This is a genomic window from Sorangium sp. So ce362 (genome assembly GCF_051519845.1).
Classification (GTDB): Bacteria; Myxococcota_A; Polyangia; order Polyangiales; family Polyangiaceae; genus Sorangium.
Genome location: NZ_CP150332.1, coordinates 5,190,768 through 5,206,647, shown reverse-complemented (window position 1 = coordinate 5,206,647; position 15,880 = coordinate 5,190,768). Strand labels below are relative to the sequence as shown.

Here is a 15,880-nt window from a genome sequence, read left to right as displayed (position 1 = left end):
TCGCGCAGGTCCACCCTGGGTTCATAGGCCTCACGCCTGGTGGAGCAAGATCTCGAGGAGCCCGATCGCGGCGCGCCTGCGCATCCCGTCGACGGTCTCGGTCGCGCCGACGCACAGAGGACAGCCGGTCGTGTCGCAGCCGCACCCCGCGATGAGCTGCCGCGTGCGCGCGAGGAGCTCGTCGCGCTGCTCGTAGATGCGCTCGGCGAGGCCGACGCCGCCGGGTACGTTGTCGAACAGGAACAGCGTCGGATCGAAGACCCCGGCCATCTCGCCGCCAGGCGGGACCGCCCGCGCCTCGCTCCCGTCCTCGAGCGTCTGGCCAATGTCCCGCGGATCGCACATGAGCGAGAGCGTCGCGACCGTCTCCAGCGCCCGCGCGATCCCGCGCAGGCCGTCGATGGCGGTCGCGCGGCCGAGGCCGAGCTCCTCGCAGAGCGGTTCGGGCACCGTGAGCCAGAAAGAGGTCGTGTGCATCTGGATATCGGGCAAACGCACGTCGCCATACCCCGCGTTCTCGTGCGTGTAGAACTTGATCTTCTTGTACCCCACCACCTTCTCCACGATGCTCACCTCGCCGAAAGAAGCGGTCGCCCGGCCGAGCGAGGCGGTCGCGCTCTCGTCGAGGATGCTCACCTTGCGGTGGGTGAGCGCGGTCGTGAAATAGTCGGGGACGACCTTCGTCACGAAGGCCTTGTGGTTCTCGTAATCGAGCCGCTCGACCTGGTACTGCTCGCCGTCGTGCTGGTAGATGGCCTGTTCATGGAGCATCGTCGGCGCAGCGCGCCAGTCGAGCTCCGCGAGCGTCTTGCCATGCGCCTTGTCGATGATGACGAAGTTGTCCCAGCCCACCGAGCGCAGGCTCACGTGGTTCGCCGGATAGGCGTCGGTCGCCCAGTGAAACCGATCGTTCGATTCGTGGATGACCCCCTTGTCCTGGAGAAAGCGGAGCGCCGCGACGGTGTCGTCCGCCGGCATCGCCGCGTAGGGCTCCCCCTTGAGGAACGGCAGCTCGAACGCCGCGCACTTGAGGTGCTGCACAAGGATCTCGGTGTTCTGCGGATCGATCCGGGCCGACTCGGCGCTGCGCTCGAGCAGGTAGCTCGGGTTCCTCGCGAGGTACTGGTCGAGCGCCGCGCTCGTCGCGCACAGGACGGCGATGCTCGTCTTGCCGCGCCGGCCCGCGCGGCCGAAGCGCTGCCACGTCTCCGCGACCGACCCGGGATAGCCGGCGCAGATCACCGCGTCGAGCTCGCCGACGTCGATGCCGAGCTCGAGCGCGTTCGTGGCCACGACGCAGAGGATCTCGCCCTCGCGTAGCCCCCGCTCGACCCGGCGGCGCGTCTCCGGGAGGTAGCCGCCGCGGTAGGCCATGATCGCGTCCTCCGCCCCGATCTCCTTGCCGACGCCCTCGCGCAGGTACTTCAGCATGATCTCGACCGAGTTGCGCGACTGGCCGAACACAAGCGTCGGCACGCGGGCCCGCGCGAGATCCCCGGCGAGGCGCACCGCGCTCTTCAGGGTGCTGGCGCGCACCCCGAGCTCCGCGTTCACCACGGGCGGGTTGTACAGGAAGAAGCGCCGCGGCCCGCGCGGGGCGCCGGACTCGTCGATGAGCTCGATCTCGTCCTCGGCGATGCCCAGGAGGCGCGCGGCGTGCGCCCGCGGGTTGCCGATGGTCGCCGTCGCGCAGAGGAACGTCGGGCTCGAGCCGTGGAAGGCCGCGACGCGGCGCAGCCGGGCCAGCACGTGGGCGACGTGCGAGCCGAACACGCCGCGGTAGGTGTGGAGCTCGTCCAGCACGACGTAGCGCAGGCGCTGGAACGTCCGCGCCCAGTGCGCGTGGTGCGGCAGGATCCCCGCGTGGAGCATGTCGGGGTTGGTCATGACGATGGGGCTGCGCTCGCGGGCCGCCCGACGCGCGTCGCCCGGCGTGTCCCCGTCGTAGACGATGGCCGGGATCGTGAGCCCGGCCTCGCGGATGAGCGCGTGCAGGCCGGCCTCCTGATCCCGGGCGAGCGCCTTGGTCGGGTACAGGTAGATCGCGCTGCCGCCCTGGCCCGACGCGGCGCCCTCCGCCAGCGCGTCGAGCACCGGGAGATGGAAGCAGAGGCTCTTGCCGCTCGCCGTGGGCGTGGCGACGACCACGTGCCGCCCGGCCTGCGCCGGCTCTTCGGCCGCCTGCGCGCCCCGCGGCGCGCGGGCAGCCGCGAACGCCCGGGCCTGGTGGTCGTAGAGCCGGGAGATGCCGCGCCGCTCCAGCGCGCCGCGGAGCGCCGGCGAGAGCGCCTCGGGCATCGCCGCGGTGCGCGCCTCGGCCGGCGGCAGCTCGCGATCCGCGGCGAAACAAGGGCGAACGTAGCCCGAGGCAAGCCACGACGAGATGACCGTCTCGACGCCGGTCTCGATCTTCCAGGGGGGCGACGGCATGACCCCGGTATACTAAACAGATGCGCCGTGTCGCTCAACCGGATCGGGCGCCGAGGGTGGAGGTGGGTGGATCTGCGATGATCCACCACGCCGGATCTCGGCGGGCGGCGCAGGGGATGGGCGCCGGGGAGGGCGAGGACCGGCGCGGCAGGCGCGCGTACATCGGAGGGAGGAGCTCTCGTGTCCTCGAACGAGATCGGATGTCGGCGGCTCTCCCGCCGTCGAGGCGCACCGAGGCGCCGGCGAATGGCTCGTTTGCGCGCAACGGCTGGGAAGCGCGGATACGGCGCGTGAGGCGATGTCTCAGCGTCTCCGGCCATCCTGCTGCACCGACGGACGGCCGGAGGCGCGCCTCGCGGGGGCGCTCAGGCGCGGCCCCAGGGCGGGCGGGCCTGGTGTGCCGGTTGCCTGAGGACGAGCCGACCGGCGACGGAGATCCGGAGTCGAGGTCCACATCCGCTCTTTGACCCGCCTGCTCCGGGCGACCGCTCGTCCGGGGCTGGCCACGAGGTGTCGCACATGAGAAACGCAGTGATCTTGACGCTCCTCGGCGCGTCGGCGGCGGGGTGCGCCGCGCGCACGCCGCCGTTCAGCGAGCGGGTCGTCGCGTCGGAGGCGATGATCCGGGCCGCCGAGGAGGTCGGCGCCGAGGAGGTCCCGCCGGCGGACATCCACCTGTGCCTCGCCAGGGAACAGGTGGAGCGAGCGAGGCGGCTGTCGGCCGAGGGCGTGCGCGATCGGGCGCGGCGCATGCTGCTGCGCGCGCAGGCGGACGCGGAGCTCGCGCTCGCCCTCACGCGCGAGGCGCGGGCCCAGGCGCTCGCGCGCGAGGCGGTCGCGGAGGTCGGATCCATCCATCGGCGGCTCCGCTAGGGGCTCGCGGGAAGAGGCGCGAAACCATGCGATACAACCAGGGGATCGTGGTCATGCTGCTCCTCGGCGGCCTGCTCGGGTGCGCGAGCGCCCCGCTTCCGCCGAAGGAGCTCATCGGCGCGCGGAAGAGCTACGCGCGCGCCCGAGCGGGCGCGGCGGCGGAGCTCGCGCCCGCCGATCTGCGAGGCGCCCTCGAGGCGCTGGAGCGCGCGGAGCGCGCGTTCGCCGAGGGGAGGGAGCTCGCCGAGGCGAGGGATCTCGCGTACCTCGCGGAGCGCCGGGCGCAGCTGGCCGAGGCGCTCGGGCGCACGGCGGCCATGGAGCGGCAGCGCGGCGCGGCCCTCCAGGCGTACGCCGAGGTGCAGATCGCGCGGAGGAAGAAGCGGGCGCCGGCGATCGAGCCGGCAGAGCCGCGTAAACCGCAGGAGAAGCAGGAGAAGGCGCCCGCGCAGGCGCGCGCTCCGGAGCGCTCGCAGATGATCCTGAACACGCGGTGAACGGGCCCGGAGCCCGCCCGGCGTCGCTCGGCTCCGGGCCGTTTGCTCCGCGCTGCACCATCGCGTAGAAGCGAGGGTGATGTCTTCTGGCGCATCGCAAGCGTCGCCCGCCTCACACCTTGCGGACGAGCTCCCCCGAGGCGAGCGCGCCTCGCTCGCCTTCGTGGCCGTCGTTGCGCTCGTCTCGTGCGCCGCCGATCTGGCGACGAAGGCGTGGGCGCACGCGCGGCTCACCGGGTTCGACGCGAAGCGGTCGGGCCCGAAGATCGTCACGGTCATCCCGGACCACCTGGATTTCATCTTCGCGCAGAACCCCGGCGGCGCCTGGAGCTTCCTCCGCAGCCTCCCGGACGGCCTGCGGCGGCCGTTCTTCCTGTTCGTCTCGGCCGCGGCGATCGTCTTCATCTTCTCGATCTACCGGCGCGTCCACAAGGACCAGACCGCGATGAAGTGGGGGCTCGCGCTGGCGCTCGGCGGCGCGATGGGCAACCTTGTCGACCGGATCCGCTACGGCTGGGTCATCGACTTCATCGACGTGTACGTGACCCGCGGCGGCCAGGAGTTTCACTGGCCGACGTTCAACGTCGCCGACATCGCGATCGTCGCCGGCGTCATCCTGATGTCGATGGACATGATCGCCTCCGCCCGCAACGCGAGCGCTCCCGCTCCAGACCCGAGCGGCGCTCCCGTCAGCCCGGCAGGCAGCGACGCCGCCGCTCCGCTATCGACGGAAGCGCCTCCGCCGGCGCCGCCGGCGGCCTGAAGGACCGAAGCAGGCAGCGCGGCCGGAGCAGGTTGTGCGCGCGCACGCCGGGAGGCACGGCATGAAAGACGCGCGAGACGGGCGATACGGGCCCGCGCGGAGGGAAGCCTTTGCCGGAGCGCTCGGTTTGTCGTAGAGGAACGCGCTCCGCATGACTGAAGACGCGACGCCGCGAGATGCTGCCGTGAAGACCGAGGGGGCCGATGCGGAGCCGGATGGCGCCGCGCCGGTGAAGGCGCCGGAAGGCGAGCCGCTGGCCGCCGGCGAGCGCGACGACGAGGGGCGCGCCTCCTCGCCGGAGGGGGACGCCGACGATGTGGTCGCACCGGCGAAGCCCACCTACCGCCCGTCGTATGCGTTCCTGCTCGGCGTGTCGGCGGTCACGCTGGTGGCCGATCTCGGCACGAAGTGGTGGGCCAAGGACCGGCTGGAGCCGCGCGCGCTCGCCGACCTCGCGGACCTCGCCGCCGTGCCCCGGCCGTTCGCGCTCCGGAAGATCGAGGTGATCAAGGACCACCTGAACATGATCTACGCGAAGAACCACGGCGGGGCGTGGGGCATCCTGGGCGACGAGAGCGAGGCGATCCGCCGTCCCTTCTTCCTCGTGGTCTCGCTCGCCGCGATCGTCTTCATCGTCTCGCTGTACCGGAAGCTCCACCCCTCCCAGATCGCGCTCCGGTGGGGGCTGCCGCTCGTGCTCGGCGGCGCGCTCGGGAACCTCGTCGACCGGATCCGTTACGGGTACGTCATCGACTTCATCCAGGTTCGGTTCACGCCGACGTTCGTGTGGCCGACGTTCAACGTGGCTGACATCGCGATCGTCGTGGGCGTCGGGCTGATGGCGATCGACATGTTCTCTCCCCAGCGCCCCGAGCTCGCGAGGAAGACCTCCGGCGCGACCGGAGCGAAGGCGTCGGCGGGCTGACCATGCGGCCCGAGCTGTTCCGCCTGCTCGACGTCGCGTTCCCTGCCTACTTCCTGCTGCTGCTGACCGGCTTCCTCTTCGCGACCGCGATCGGCGCCCTCTGGGCGCGGCGGATCGGCCAGGATCCGGACGTGGTCGTCGACCTGGGGCTCGCCTGCCTGCTCGCAGGGGTCGTCGGCGGCAGGCTCCTCCACGTCATCGCCGATGGATACTTCTGGGATTACGTGCACTTGTGCACCGATCCGTCGCTGGTTGACTGGAAGGTCGAGCAGGCGCTCTGCGTGCCGCGGTACCACGGCGTCTGGGACGCCGCGAAGGGGGTCTGCCACCCGACCGAGCGCGATTGCCTGGCGTGGGCGAAGTTCTGGGCCGGCGGCCTGACGTACTACGGCGGCTTCTTCGGCGCGTCGGCGGCGGCGTACTGGCTGCTCAAACGCGATCGGTTCCCGTTCTGGAAGGCGGCGGACATGGCGGGCTTCGCCGTGCCGCTGGGCCTCGGGTTCGGCCGGATGGGCTGCCTGCTCGCCGGCTGCTGCTTCGGCCAGCGCACCGACGGGGCGTTCGGGCTCTCGTTCCCGCCGAACAGCCCCGCGAGCGAGGCGCAGTTCAAGCTGCACGAGCTCGCGAGCGCGCGCGTGCCGTCGCACCCGGTCCACCCGACGCAGATCTACGAGTCGGCCATGTCGTTCGCCATCGCGGCGATCTGCATGCTCTACGTGCACGGGCGGAAGCGGTACGACGGGCAGGTCTTCGTGACGTTCCTCGGCCTCTACGCGCTCGGGCGCTTCACGCTCGAGTTCGCGCGCGCCGACGATCGAGGGGGCCTCCTCGGTCTGTCCACGTCGCAGCTCATCGGGCTCGCGATCGCCGGCGCGGCGATCGCGATCCACGTGACACGGAGCCGGAAGACGGCGCCCGCGCCCGCCGCCTGAGCTCCGCGGTCCCGGCGGAGCGCGGGGCCCGCCGACGATGCGCGCGGGGCGCAGAGGACGGGGCGCGGTGCCGCGGACCCTCGATGCGCGCGGGGCGCAGAGGACGGGGCGCGGTGCCGCGGACCCTCGATGCGCGCGGGGCGCAGAGGACGGGGCGCGGTGCCGCGGACCCTCGATGCGCGCGGGGCGCAGAGGACGGGGCGCGGTGCCGCGGACCCTGCGCCGGGCGCAAAGGACGATGCGCGGAGGCGGCGCAGCCAGCCTGAGCCGCGCCGGGCTGGCCCCTCAGCCCTTGGAGACTTCCTTCTCCTTGCGCTTCTTGTACGCCTCGCGCTGGGCATCGGTCGGCGGCTTGCCGAACACATACGCGAGGCCGATCGAGACCACGTAAAGGGCGCACATCGGCACGGCCATGACGAGCTGGCTGGTGATATCGGGCGGCGTCAGGATGGCGGCCAGCACGAAGGCGGCGAACACGAACCAGCGGCCGAACAGGATGAGCTGCAGGTAGTTGATGACCCCCGCGAGGGAGAGAAACAGCACGATGAGCGGGAGCTCGAAGATGAGCCCGAAGCCGAGCAGGAGCTGGGCGACGAAGTCGAGGTAATCGCCCATCATCACGGTCGGCGTGATCGTCACCCCGCCGCTGCCGACCGTGCCGGCCATGCTGAGGAAGTAGCCGAACGAGATCGGAAAGGCCGCGCGCCAGCCGAACAGGCCGCCGCCCACGAACAGGATCGTCGAGAACAGGACGAAGGGGATGACGTAGCGCTTCTCGCGGGCGTAGAGGCCCGGCGCGATGAACGACCACAGCTGGTAGAAGATGAACGGCGAGGCCAGCGCCGCGCCGCCGAGCATCGACAGCTTGAAGTAAGCGACGAACGCGGCCGCCGGCGCGCCGAAGTGGAGCGAGGGGTCGCCCGGCAGGTTCTGCTCCCGCCACGCCTGCACGAACGGGATCGTCAGAAAGTGCAGGAGCTTCTCGCGCACCTCCCACCCCACGAAGCAGGCCGCGAAGAAGACGAGGATGCTCCGGACGAGCCGCTTGCGCAGCTCATCGAGGTGCTCCCAGAACGACATCGGCTTGTCTTCGGTGGCATCCTCAACGGCCGCGGCGGCCGCGCCGGAGCCCGCGGCGGCAGCGCCGGCCGCGGCGGCAGCGCCGGCCGCGGCGGCAGCGCCGGTCGTCTCCGGGGAATCGCTCTTCGCCGCCACCTGCTCCTGGCTCATGACGCCGCTCCGTTCCCCGTCGCCGCGCCCTGCGGCACCCCCGCGGGCTCCGGCGCTGCCGTGGGCCCTTCCGTGATCGCCGCGTCTGCCGTGGCCGCGGGCTCCGGCGCTGCCGTGGGCCCTTCCGTGATCGCCGCGTCTGCCGTGGCCGCGGGCTCCGGCGCTGCCGTGGGCCCTTCCGTGATCGCCGCGTCTGCCGTGGTCGCGGGCTCTGCCGCGCTCGCCGCCACCGCTCCGTTCGCGCCCTCCGCCGCGGCCGCCGGCCCGGCGTCGATCTCGGATTCGTAGGCGTCGCAGCCGAGGACCGGGTACTCGCGCTCGCGGAGCGGCTGCACGTTCGGCGGGGGCTGCGGGGGCTCGGGCTCCGGTGGCCTGATGCGCGGCGTCGCCGAGACGACCGTGCCGACGGTGGCGGCGTCCATCACGGGCTTCACGAACGTCTCGATCACGTTCACCCGCGACAGGGAGCGGAGCTCGCGGATGTCGCGTTCCAGCCCCTCCTGGCGGATCAGATCGTCGATGCCGCTCTGAGACCGGAGCTCCGTGGTCATCCGGCGAATCTTGGTGATCCAGCTGCCCGCCGTCCGCATCATCGCAGGCAACCGTCGTGGGCCGACCACGATGATGCCCACGATGACGAGCACCATCATCTCGCCGAAGCTGAAGCCGAACACGGGCGCAAGCTAGCGCGCACCGGAGCGGGGATCCATAGCGACCCTCACACAGGCCGCGGCGGCGCGTCCGGCCCAACCGCGGCAGCACCCGCCGCCGCTCCGGGCAGGGGCGACGCCCGGCGGCCGCCTGGTCGCTGCGCCTCCGCCGGAGGCCGCGCGAGCTGCCCGCAGGCCGCGCCGACGTCGCCGCCGCCGGAATAGCGCACGATCGAGCCGACCCCGGCGGCGGAGAGGACCGCGCGGAACGCCTGGAGCCGCGCCGAGCGCACGAACGGATCGGCCGCCGCGCCGCTGTCCTCGACGCCGCCGGGCGAGGGCAGGGGAGCGTCGGCCGGGCCGATCGCGTTGTAGGGGATCAGGCTGAGCCGAGGGGAGATCCCGTGCTGCGCGGCGAAGCCGCGGGCGAGCGCGGCCAGGCTCGCGGCGTCCTCGTCCGTGTCGTTCTGGCCCGCGAGCAGCGTGTACGCCCACATCGGCGCGTGCCCGGTCGCGCGCGCGTGCTCGCCCGCGGCGGCGAGGACCTCGTCGAGCGGGTGCGCGCCGTCGATCGGCATGAGCTGGCGCCGCCTGCCGGGCCGCACCGAGCCGAGCGAGAGGCCGAGCCGGACGCCGGGGACCTCCGCCGCGAGCCGCCGGATGCCGGACGGGAGCCCCGCCGTGCACACCGTGATGTTGCGCATGTCGATGGCCTGCGCGCTCGGCTCCGAGAGCACCCGGATCGCCTGGATGACGCGGTCGGCGTTGGCGAGCGGCTCGCCCATGCCCTGGAACAGCACGCCGTGCACGCGCGCGCCGCCGCCCGCGCGCTCGGTGGTCGCGCCGAGATCGCGGCGGATGAGCCGCACCTGCTCGACGATCTCCCAGGCCTCGAGGTTGCGCGTGAGGCCCATGCGCCCGGTGGCGCAGAAGGCGCAAGCGAGCGCGCAGCCGACCTGCGAGCTCACGCACGCCGAGTACCGGCCCGGCCGCTCGAGCGGGATGCGCACCGACTCGATCATCGCGCCGTCCTCCAGACGGAACGCGTACTTCACGAACGGATCCTCGGCGCTCGCGCGCCGCTCCACGAGCGCGAGCGTCCGGATCTCGCCCGCCGCGCGCGCCGCCTCGAGCGCGACGCGCCGGACGGTCGCGGGCGCGCGCGCGGGCAGCTCCCCGAGGCGGTGCGCCAGCGAGACGATGCGGCGCGCGTCGGTGAGATCGATGCCGCACGCGGCGGCGAGCTCGTCCGGGAGCACGGCCTGGAGCGCGAGGCGAGGGCGACGTTCGTCCGAGGTGCTTTTGGGGCGGAGATCCACGGCGGATACCGACTAGCGCGCCAGGGGGGCCCAGTCTACGGTCGCCCGCGCATGCTTCGCCCGATCCGCTGGATGTGGCGCGGTATCGCGCCTCTGCTCGCGGCGGGGCTCGCCCTGGCGCCGGCCGGCGCGGCGCAGGCGTCGCCGGAGGACGTGCTCGGCTTCGGGGCGCGCGCGAGCGCCATGGGCGCGACCGGCGCCGCGGTCGCGGAGGGCTACGAGGCCGTCTACGCGAACCCCGCGCTCCTGTCGCTGTCGCGCGAGCGCCGGCTCACGCTGGGGCTCGCGGGCGCGATCTTCGACCTCCGCGCGGGCGGCCGGCGGCTCTCGTACGCGCCGCTGCGCGGCAGCCTGATCGGCGCCACGGTGCCGATCCCGTTCGGCGGCGCGCTCGCCGAACGCGTGACGATCGGCCTCGGCTTCTTCGCGCCGTTCGACGTGGTCGTCCGCGGGCGGATCCTCTACCCGGAGACGCCGCAGTTCCCGCTCGCGGACCGCACCCAGTCGGTCGCGGTGCAGGCGGCGCTCGGCGCGTCGCTCGGGCGCGGCGTCCGGGTGGGCGCCGGCTTCGCCGCGCTGGCGGCGCTGTCCGGCTCGGTGACGGTGGCGACCGACGCGTCCGGCCGCGTGGGCACGCTCGTCGAGGACACGCTCGTCGCGAGCTACGGGCCGATCCTCGGCGCGAGCTACGACATCGGCGCGTACCGCGTCGGGGCCACGTTCCGCGGCGAGCTCGTCGGGCGCTTCGACGTCGTCATCCACGCCGACGATCTCGGGGGGATCGCCGTGCCGCCGCTCCACATCGCGGGGATCGCGCAGTACGATCCGGCGCAAGTCGCGCTCGAGGTGGCGCGCGTGAAGGGCCCCTGGAAGGTGGCGATCGGCGCGACGTACAAGCGCTGGTCGGACTACCCCGGCCCTGTCGAGGCGACGGTGCGCTGCCCGGAGGTCGATCCCGATACGGGCGCGCCGTTCACCGGCTCCTGCGCGGCGCCGGCGCCCGCGGACCCGGGGTACTCGGACACGGTCGTGCCGCGCGTCGGCGTGGAGCGAAGCCTCGCGCTGCGGCCGGGGGCCACGGCGCACGCGCGCGGCGGCGCCTACGTCGAGCCGTCGCCCGCGCCCGAGCAGACGGGCGCGTCGAACCTCTACGACAACGCGCGCGTCGCGCTCTCGCTCGGCTACGGGCTCGCGCTCGCCGCGCCGCTGCCGCGGCTGACGCTGGACCTGTTCGCCGAGGTCCAGGTGCTCCTGCCGCGCGCGCACCAGAAGCGCGGCGAGCAGGCCGCGGGCGGCGGGGACGGCGGCGACCGCGCGGTGCGCACGCGGGGCGTCCTCGTCGCGGGCGGGACGACGCTCGGGGTCGCGTTCTGATGCGCCGGCTCTCGTGCGCCGCCGCCTCGCTGCTGGCGCTCCTCGCCGCCGGGCGAGCGCGCGCGCACGCGCCCGACGCGTACGGCTTCGGCTCGCGCGGCGCCTCGATGGGCGGCGCGCTCGCGGCCGACGCGACCGATTTCTCGGCGAGCTACTACAACCCGGCGGGCCTCGCCGGCGCGACGGGGCTCGGCCTCTCGATCGGCTACGGTCACGCGTCGAACCGCCTGCGGTTCAACGATCGCGACAGCGGGGTGCGCGACGTCCACGGGCTCTCGGGCGGCCTCGTCGTGCCGGGCGAGGTGCTCGGCGTCCCGTTCGCGTTCGGCCTGGCGACGTTCCTGCCGGACGACGGGCTGTCGCGGATCAAGGCGATCCGCCAGGAGACGCCGCGCTGGGAGCTCTACGACGACCGGCTCTCGATCCTGTTCCTCGCCGCGAACATCGCGGTGCGCCCGCTCCCGTTCCTGGAGCTCGGCGGCGGCGTCGCGTTCCTGGCCTCGACGCGGGGCCGCTTCTCGGTGACGGGCCGCGCCGACGCGCTCTCTCCCCACGACTCCGCGCTCCGCCACGAGGTGGACGCCGACCTCACGTCGATCCGCTACCCGCAGCTCGGCGCCCGGATGCGCGCCGGAGATCTCGGCTTCGTCGGGGTCGTCTACCGCGGGGAGGCGAAGCTCCCGCTGTCGATCGACGCGCGGCTGCGAGGGATCGTCGACTTCGCGGGCATCGAGGTGCCGCTCCTCTACGAGCTCGAGTCGCGCACCGTCGACGCGTTCCTGCCGCAGCAGGTCGTCGTGGGGGCGAGCTTCCAGCGGATCGAGGGCCTGCGCGTGAACCTCGACGTCACGTGGGTGAACTGGTCGGCCTACGAGAGCCCGGTGGCGAGGACGCGGGCGCACCTCGAGGCGGCGCCGCCCCCGGACCTGCCGCTCGATCTGCCCGACGATCCGAGGCCCACGTCCGTGGTGCCGCTCCGGTTCGCGGATCGGCTCGTGCCGCGGCTGGGCGTCGAGTACGTGGTCGTCGCGGCGGGGGGCTTGCGCAAGGTGGCCGGGCAGGGCGCGCAGGGGGGAGCGCGCCGCGCGGTCGAGATCCCGCTCCGCGCGGGGTACGTCTACGAGCGCTCGCCGGTCCCGCCGCAGCGGGGCGTGACGAACTACGTCGATGCGGATCGGCACACGATGTCGCTGGGCGCGGGCGCCGTCCTGAATCGCCCGCTGGAGGAGCTGCCGGGGTCGCTCCGGATCGACCTCCACGGGCAGCTGTCGGTGCTGCCGGAGGTGATCGTGGAGAAGGATAACCCGGCGGATTTCGTGGGCGATTACCGCGCGGGCGGGACGATGGTGAACCTCGGGGCGACGGTGACGGCCGCGTTCTGAGGTGGAGCTTGCCGCCTGCGTCTACTGGTGATCGCGACGCGCGCTAGCATCCGCCGCCATGCATGGGCCTCCTCACCCGCTCGTCCGCCGTTCGACCGCGGTCCCCGCGCTCTTGCTGTCGTGCGTGTCGCTCGCCGCGTCCTGCGCGACGCTGCCGTCGGACAGCGACGAGGGCAGCTTGCCGAGCGCCCTCGCCGGGCCGTTCCGGGCGATCGATCAGGAAGAGCTGGGCAACTCCAGGGCAGCCCCGCACGTGATGAACGACGACGAGCGCTTCGCGCGCGACGCGTCCGTTGTCGATCTCGACGGCGACCCCGCCACGCTCGCGGCCGCCGGCTTCTTCGCCGCCACGCTCCGCCCCGAGGACGCCCCGCCGGACCCGCTGGCCCCGCCGAACGCGATCGTCCGCCACGACGCCGCGGACGGCCGCTCGTTCGGGCGAGCGTCCGTGACGGTCCTCACGCCGGAGCTGCCCTGGGAAGGCGGCGTGGCGGCGGCCCCTTCGGCGCTCCTCGTGGGCGGCGAGATCTGGCTCTACTACGCGGCGGAAGGCGGCATCGGCCTCGCGCGCAGCGCCGACGGGGTCGCCTTTGCGCGTGCGCCATCGCCCGTGCTCGCGCCGCTCGCGTCCGGCGACGGCGGCTGGGAGCGCGGCGCCGTCCCCGGCAGCCCCGGCGTGGTCCGCCTGCCCGACGGCTCGCTCCGGATGTTCTACGTCATCGCGGGCGACGGCGACGCCTCGTTCGTGGGCGAGGCGCGCAGCGACGACGGCCTCGCCTGGGAGCGCGTCGGCGACGGCCCCGCGCTCGCGCCGGCGCCCCGGCCGGCGCGAGCGCGGGCCAGCGCGCCGGTGAGCGAGGACGAGCCCTTCGACAGCGCCGCCGTCTTTGACCCCGCCCCGGTGCTCGCCGTCTCGGCCACGGGCCGCCCGAGCCTGCGCGTCTACTACGCGGGCCGCGACAGCGCGGGGCGATCCGCGATCGGCCTCGCGGCCCGCTTCGGTCCCGACGGACCGCTCCAGCGCGCGGCGGCGCCGGTGTTCGGCGCGTCGTCCGCGCTCGCGCCGCGCGCGCCCTGCGTGGCCGCCTACCCCGGGTTCTCGCTGCTGTTCGTCACGCAGGCGGCCGGGGCGGGCGACGGCCAGCGCTACCCCGCGGTCGCCGCCGGCGTCGCGCCGGCCGACGCGTCGCTCCCGCCGCCCGGGCCGTGAGCGCGCTCGGGCCGCCGGCCCGCCGGGCCTCCCGTCGCGCCGCAGTTGACGCCGTGGGCCCCGGCACAACGACCTCCGCGTCGACACCATCGTTCGACGCACGCACGACGCAATCGCCAGCGCACCGGCCGATCGAGCCCGTGCTCGACGAGGCCCACGGAGGAATCATGTCCATCGCCAGAGTGGGTGAGCCCGCCCCCGAGTTCACGCTCCCCGCGTTCGATCCCGCCGCCCCGAACCGCAGCGATCTCTCGATCTCCCTGTCGGATCACAGCGGCCGGTGGCTCCTGTTCTTCTTCTATCCGATGGACTTCACCTTCGTCTGTCCGACCGAGATCCTCGCGCTGGCCGACCGGCGAGCCGATTTCGATCAGCTCGGCGCGAGCCTCCTCGGCTGCTCGACCGACACGATCTACACCCACCGGGCCTGGGCGATGATGCCCCGGGAGCAGAACGGCATCGCGGGCGTGAACTACCCGATCGCCGCCGACCACTCGGGCGAGGTGGCGCGCAAGTACGGCGTCCTCATCGAGGGCGTCCACGCGGCGCTGCGCGGGCTCTTCATCATCGATCCCAAGGGCCTGCTCCAGTACGCCGTGATCCACTCGCTCAACATCGGCCGCTCGACCGACGAGACGCTCCGTGTGCTCGCGGCGCTCCAGACCGGCGGCCTGTGCCCGTCCGACTGGAAGCCGGGCAAGGACACGATCGAGATCGCGGCGGAGCGGCGCCGTGCTGCCTAGCGGCGCGCCGATGCCCTCGTTCGAGGGCGCGACGCGCTGGCTGCACGGCGAGCCCACGCCCGCGTCGCTGAAGGGCGCGCCGGCCGTCGTGCATTTCTGGGCGGTGTCGTGCTCGCTCTGCAAGGACAACCTGCCCACCCTGCGCGCGTGGAAGGAGAAGTACGGGCCCCGCGGCGTCCGCTTCGTCTCGGTCCACATGCCGCGCCAGGAGTCCGACACGCGCGTCGATCAGGTGGAGGCCGTCGTGGAGGAGACCGGCATGGACGAGCCGGTCGCCATCGACAACGCGCACGCGATCGGCGACCGCTTCCAGACGGGCGGCCTCTGGCCCGCGTACTTCCTGTTCGACGGCGAGGGGAAGCTGAGGGCGCGATCCGCGGGCGCCGCAGGGCTGTCGCACCTGGAGCGCACGCTCGCGCAGCTCACGGCCGGGGAGGGCGGCTGAGCGGCCCGGCCGGACGCGCGACAAGCGCCGGCCCGGCGCGGCTCGCCAGGTCGAGGGCCACCCGGCTCTCCGGGAGCTCGTCGACGCGTGGCATGGAATAGGTCTGGATGCTGGGGATGGCCATGGTTGTTCCTCTCTCACGTGATCCGCGTTTCATCTCGGCGGCTCGGGCGAGGCGCGAGAGGCGTGGTCGCCGCGCTGCCCCTGCCCGCGCCGCGCTTCAGCGTTGGGCGCCCTGCGCGAGCCGGCCTTCGATCCACTGGCGGAGCGCCTTCTTGTCCACCTTGCCGACGCTCGTCGTGGGGAGCGCGTCGAGCCACTCGATGCGATCGGGCACCTTGTACTGAGCGACGCCGCGCTCGCGCAGGAAGGCGTTGATCTCGCGCGCGGCCGGCGGCTGCCCGCGGGGCACGAGGAACGCGCACGATCGCTCGCCGAGGCGCTCGTCCGGCATGGCGACGAGCGCCGCGTCGCGCACCGCCGGGTGGGCGAGGACGTGGTTCTCGACCTCCTCGGCCGCGATCTTCTCGCCGCCGCGGTTGATCTGATCCTTGGCGCGGCCCTCGACGACCAGGTAGCCCGCCGGCGTCCGCCGCACGAATAGGTACGTCGTCACATCCCGCTCCGATGGGCTTCGAGAGCCGCGTGGGCTCGATTCATCGGGCTCTGGACGTGAAGTCGCGGGCCGCTGCTCAACCGATTATATGATAACGAAAATCAATTTCAAATGACTCATGACACGTTGATTGACAACTGTCAAGGATTCGTGGTGCTGGTCCGGGGTGCCCTCTCCGTGGCCTGCCGACGGGCTGCGCTGGGCGGGCGCTTCTGTGCGGGCGCTTCTGTGTTGACATTCCATGAGGAGTCTGGCAGGAGTCGCCCCGCCATCGGTGCTCGCCCGGCCATGCCTGGCGAGCTGAAAAGGGAACCCGGTGTGAATCCGGGACTGCCCCCGCAGCGGTGAACGGGAACGACCATCACCATCAAGCACTGGGCCAAGCGCATGAGCGGCCTGGGAAGCGGTGATCAGTAGGAAAGCGACCGGCGACGGCCGCGGCGCCCGTGAGTCCGAAGACCTGCCGAGGTGCGCGTGCCGGTGCTCCGGCG

Annotated in this window: 15 protein-coding genes, 1 pseudogene and 1 riboswitch; of the genes and pseudogenes, 10 read left to right on the top strand and 6 right to left on the bottom strand. The window is 73.1% G+C overall.

The window, feature by feature from the left end; translation table 11 throughout:
• Positions 1-30: 30 nt before the first annotated feature.
• Positions 31-2,430 (bottom strand): DEAD/DEAH box helicase, encoded by a 2,400-nt coding sequence (locus tag WMF17_RS20240; protein ID WP_437650779.1) that lies wholly within the window; start codon positions 2,428-2,430, stop codon positions 31-33.
• Positions 2,431-2,949: 519 nt separating this feature from the next.
• Here WMF17_RS20240 and WMF17_RS20235 point away from each other — a divergent pair.
• The 5 genes from WMF17_RS20235 (at position 2,950) to WMF17_RS20215 (ending at position 6,420) form a co-directional block, all read left to right on the top strand.
• On the top strand, positions 2,950-3,303 hold the full coding sequence (locus tag WMF17_RS20235; RefSeq protein ID WP_437603710.1) for a DUF4398 domain-containing protein: 354 nt from the start codon (positions 2,950-2,952) through the stop codon (positions 3,301-3,303).
• 26 nt (positions 3,304-3,329) lie between these two features.
• Positions 3,330-3,800, top strand: coding sequence for a DUF4398 domain-containing protein (locus WMF17_RS20230; RefSeq protein ID WP_437603709.1), 471 nt, complete (start codon positions 3,330-3,332; stop codon positions 3,798-3,800).
• A 79-nt stretch (positions 3,801-3,879) separates the two neighbouring features.
• On the top strand, positions 3,880-4,563 hold the full coding sequence (lspA, locus tag WMF17_RS20225; RefSeq protein WP_437650777.1) for a signal peptidase II: 684 nt from the start codon (positions 3,880-3,882) through the stop codon (positions 4,561-4,563).
• 151 nt (positions 4,564-4,714) lie between these two features.
• Positions 4,715-5,488 carry a signal peptidase II gene (gene lspA, locus WMF17_RS20220; RefSeq protein WP_437650776.1) on the top strand — a complete coding sequence of 258 codons (774 nt, stop codon included), beginning with the start codon at positions 4,715-4,717 and terminating at the stop codon, positions 5,486-5,488.
• Positions 5,489-5,490: 2 nt separating this feature from the next.
• Complete coding sequence (locus WMF17_RS20215; protein WP_437603706.1) at positions 5,491-6,420, top strand: prolipoprotein diacylglyceryl transferase; 930 nt, start codon at positions 5,491-5,493, stop codon at positions 6,418-6,420.
• 285 nt (positions 6,421-6,705) lie between these two features.
• On the opposite strand, the gene tatC is transcribed toward WMF17_RS20215, so the two are convergent.
• From tatC to rlmN, 3 genes are read right to left on the bottom strand one after another with little or no spacing between them, the layout of a single operon-like run.
• Entirely contained in the window at positions 6,706-7,650 is a 945-nt protein-coding gene (gene tatC, locus WMF17_RS20210; RefSeq protein ID WP_437650774.1) for a twin-arginine translocase subunit TatC, read from the bottom strand.
• On the bottom strand, positions 7,647-8,324 hold the full coding sequence (gene tatB / locus WMF17_RS20205; RefSeq protein WP_437650773.1) for a Sec-independent protein translocase protein TatB: 678 nt from the start codon (positions 8,322-8,324) through the stop codon (positions 7,647-7,649). The genes tatC and tatB overlap by 4 nt, the downstream gene beginning before the upstream one ends.
• Positions 8,325-8,368: 44 nt before the next feature.
• Positions 8,369-9,619 (bottom strand): 23S rRNA (adenine(2503)-C(2))-methyltransferase RlmN, encoded by a 1,251-nt coding sequence (gene rlmN / locus WMF17_RS20200; protein ID WP_437650771.1) that lies wholly within the window; start codon positions 9,617-9,619, stop codon positions 8,369-8,371.
• 51 nt (positions 9,620-9,670) lie between these two features.
• On the opposite strand from rlmN, the gene WMF17_RS20195 reads away from it, so the two are divergent.
• The 5 genes from WMF17_RS20195 to WMF17_RS20175 all read left to right on the top strand — a co-directional run bounded on the left by WMF17_RS20195 (position 9,671) and on the right by WMF17_RS20175 (position 14,773).
• A complete protein-coding gene (locus WMF17_RS20195) occupies positions 9,671-10,993 on the top strand; it encodes an OmpP1/FadL family transporter (RefSeq protein WP_437603702.1) in 1,323 nt (440 codons plus the stop codon).
• Positions 10,993-12,375: an OmpP1/FadL family transporter gene (locus WMF17_RS20190; protein ID WP_437650769.1), complete on the top strand. Its 1,383-nt coding sequence runs from the start codon at positions 10,993-10,995 to the stop codon at positions 12,373-12,375. The genes WMF17_RS20195 and WMF17_RS20190 overlap by 1 nt, the downstream gene beginning before the upstream one ends.
• Before the next feature lie 58 nt (positions 12,376-12,433).
• Entirely contained in the window at positions 12,434-13,585 is a 1,152-nt protein-coding gene (locus WMF17_RS20185; protein WP_437650767.1) for a hypothetical protein, read from the top strand.
• A gap of 167 nt (positions 13,586-13,752) precedes the next feature.
• Positions 13,753-14,328: a peroxiredoxin gene (locus WMF17_RS20180; RefSeq protein WP_437493310.1), complete on the top strand. Its 576-nt coding sequence runs from the start codon at positions 13,753-13,755 to the stop codon at positions 14,326-14,328.
• Between the two features lie 10 nt (positions 14,329-14,338).
• The gene (locus WMF17_RS20175; RefSeq protein ID WP_437650765.1) at positions 14,339-14,773 is read left to right on the top strand and encodes a TlpA family protein disulfide reductase; all 435 of its coding nucleotides are present in this window, start codon (positions 14,339-14,341) and stop codon (positions 14,771-14,773) included.
• On the opposite strand, the gene WMF17_RS20170 is transcribed toward WMF17_RS20175, so the two are convergent.
• Both WMF17_RS20170 and WMF17_RS20165 read right to left on the bottom strand, forming a co-directional pair.
• On the bottom strand, positions 14,751-14,897 hold the full coding sequence (locus WMF17_RS20170) for a hypothetical protein (RefSeq protein WP_437603697.1): 147 nt from the start codon (positions 14,895-14,897) through the stop codon (positions 14,751-14,753). The two genes, WMF17_RS20175 and WMF17_RS20170, sit on opposite strands and share 23 nt — an antisense overlap.
• 96 nt (positions 14,898-14,993) lie before the next feature.
• A pseudogene (locus WMF17_RS20165) lies at positions 14,994-15,371 on the bottom strand (AMP-binding enzyme); the annotation flags it as partial.
• 273 nt (positions 15,372-15,644) lie between these two features.
• A riboswitch (cobalamin riboswitch) is annotated at positions 15,645-15,871 on the top strand.
• Positions 15,872-15,880: the final 9 nt, after the last annotated feature.

What these genes read in the sequence shown, in the direction of transcription:
- WMF17_RS20215 (WP_437603706.1), top strand. Translation starts at nt 5,491, where the DNA reads ATGCGGCCCGAGCTGTTCCGCCTGCTCGACGTCGCGTTCCCTGCCTAC.
- WMF17_RS20190 (WP_437650769.1), top strand. Translation starts at nt 10,993, where the DNA reads ATGCGCCGGCTCTCGTGCGCCGCCGCCTCGCTGCTGGCGCTCCTCGCC.
- WMF17_RS20180 (WP_437493310.1), top strand. Translation starts at nt 13,753, where the DNA reads ATGTCCATCGCCAGAGTGGGTGAGCCCGCCCCCGAGTTCACGCTCCCC.
- WMF17_RS20175 (WP_437650765.1), top strand. Translation starts at nt 14,339, where the DNA reads ATGCCCTCGTTCGAGGGCGCGACGCGCTGGCTGCACGGCGAGCCCACG.
- tatC (WP_437650774.1), bottom strand. Translation starts at nt 7,650, where the DNA reads ATGAGCCAGGAGCAGGTGGCGGCGAAGAGCGATTCCCCGGAGACGACC.
- WMF17_RS20170 (WP_437603697.1), bottom strand. Translation starts at nt 14,897, where the DNA reads ATGGCCATCCCCAGCATCCAGACCTATTCCATGCCACGCGTCGACGAG.
- WMF17_RS20240 (WP_437650779.1), bottom strand. Translation starts at nt 2,430, where the DNA reads ATGCCGTCGCCCCCCTGGAAGATCGAGACCGGCGTCGAGACGGTCATC.
- lspA (WP_437650776.1), top strand. Translation starts at nt 4,715, where the DNA reads ATGACTGAAGACGCGACGCCGCGAGATGCTGCCGTGAAGACCGAGGGG.
- WMF17_RS20230 (WP_437603709.1), top strand. Translation starts at nt 3,330, where the DNA reads ATGCGATACAACCAGGGGATCGTGGTCATGCTGCTCCTCGGCGGCCTG.
- lspA (WP_437650777.1), top strand. Translation starts at nt 3,880, where the DNA reads ATGTCTTCTGGCGCATCGCAAGCGTCGCCCGCCTCACACCTTGCGGAC.
- WMF17_RS20235 (WP_437603710.1), top strand. Translation starts at nt 2,950, where the DNA reads ATGAGAAACGCAGTGATCTTGACGCTCCTCGGCGCGTCGGCGGCGGGG.
- WMF17_RS20195 (WP_437603702.1), top strand. Translation starts at nt 9,671, where the DNA reads ATGCTTCGCCCGATCCGCTGGATGTGGCGCGGTATCGCGCCTCTGCTC.
- WMF17_RS20185 (WP_437650767.1), top strand. Translation starts at nt 12,434, where the DNA reads ATGCATGGGCCTCCTCACCCGCTCGTCCGCCGTTCGACCGCGGTCCCC.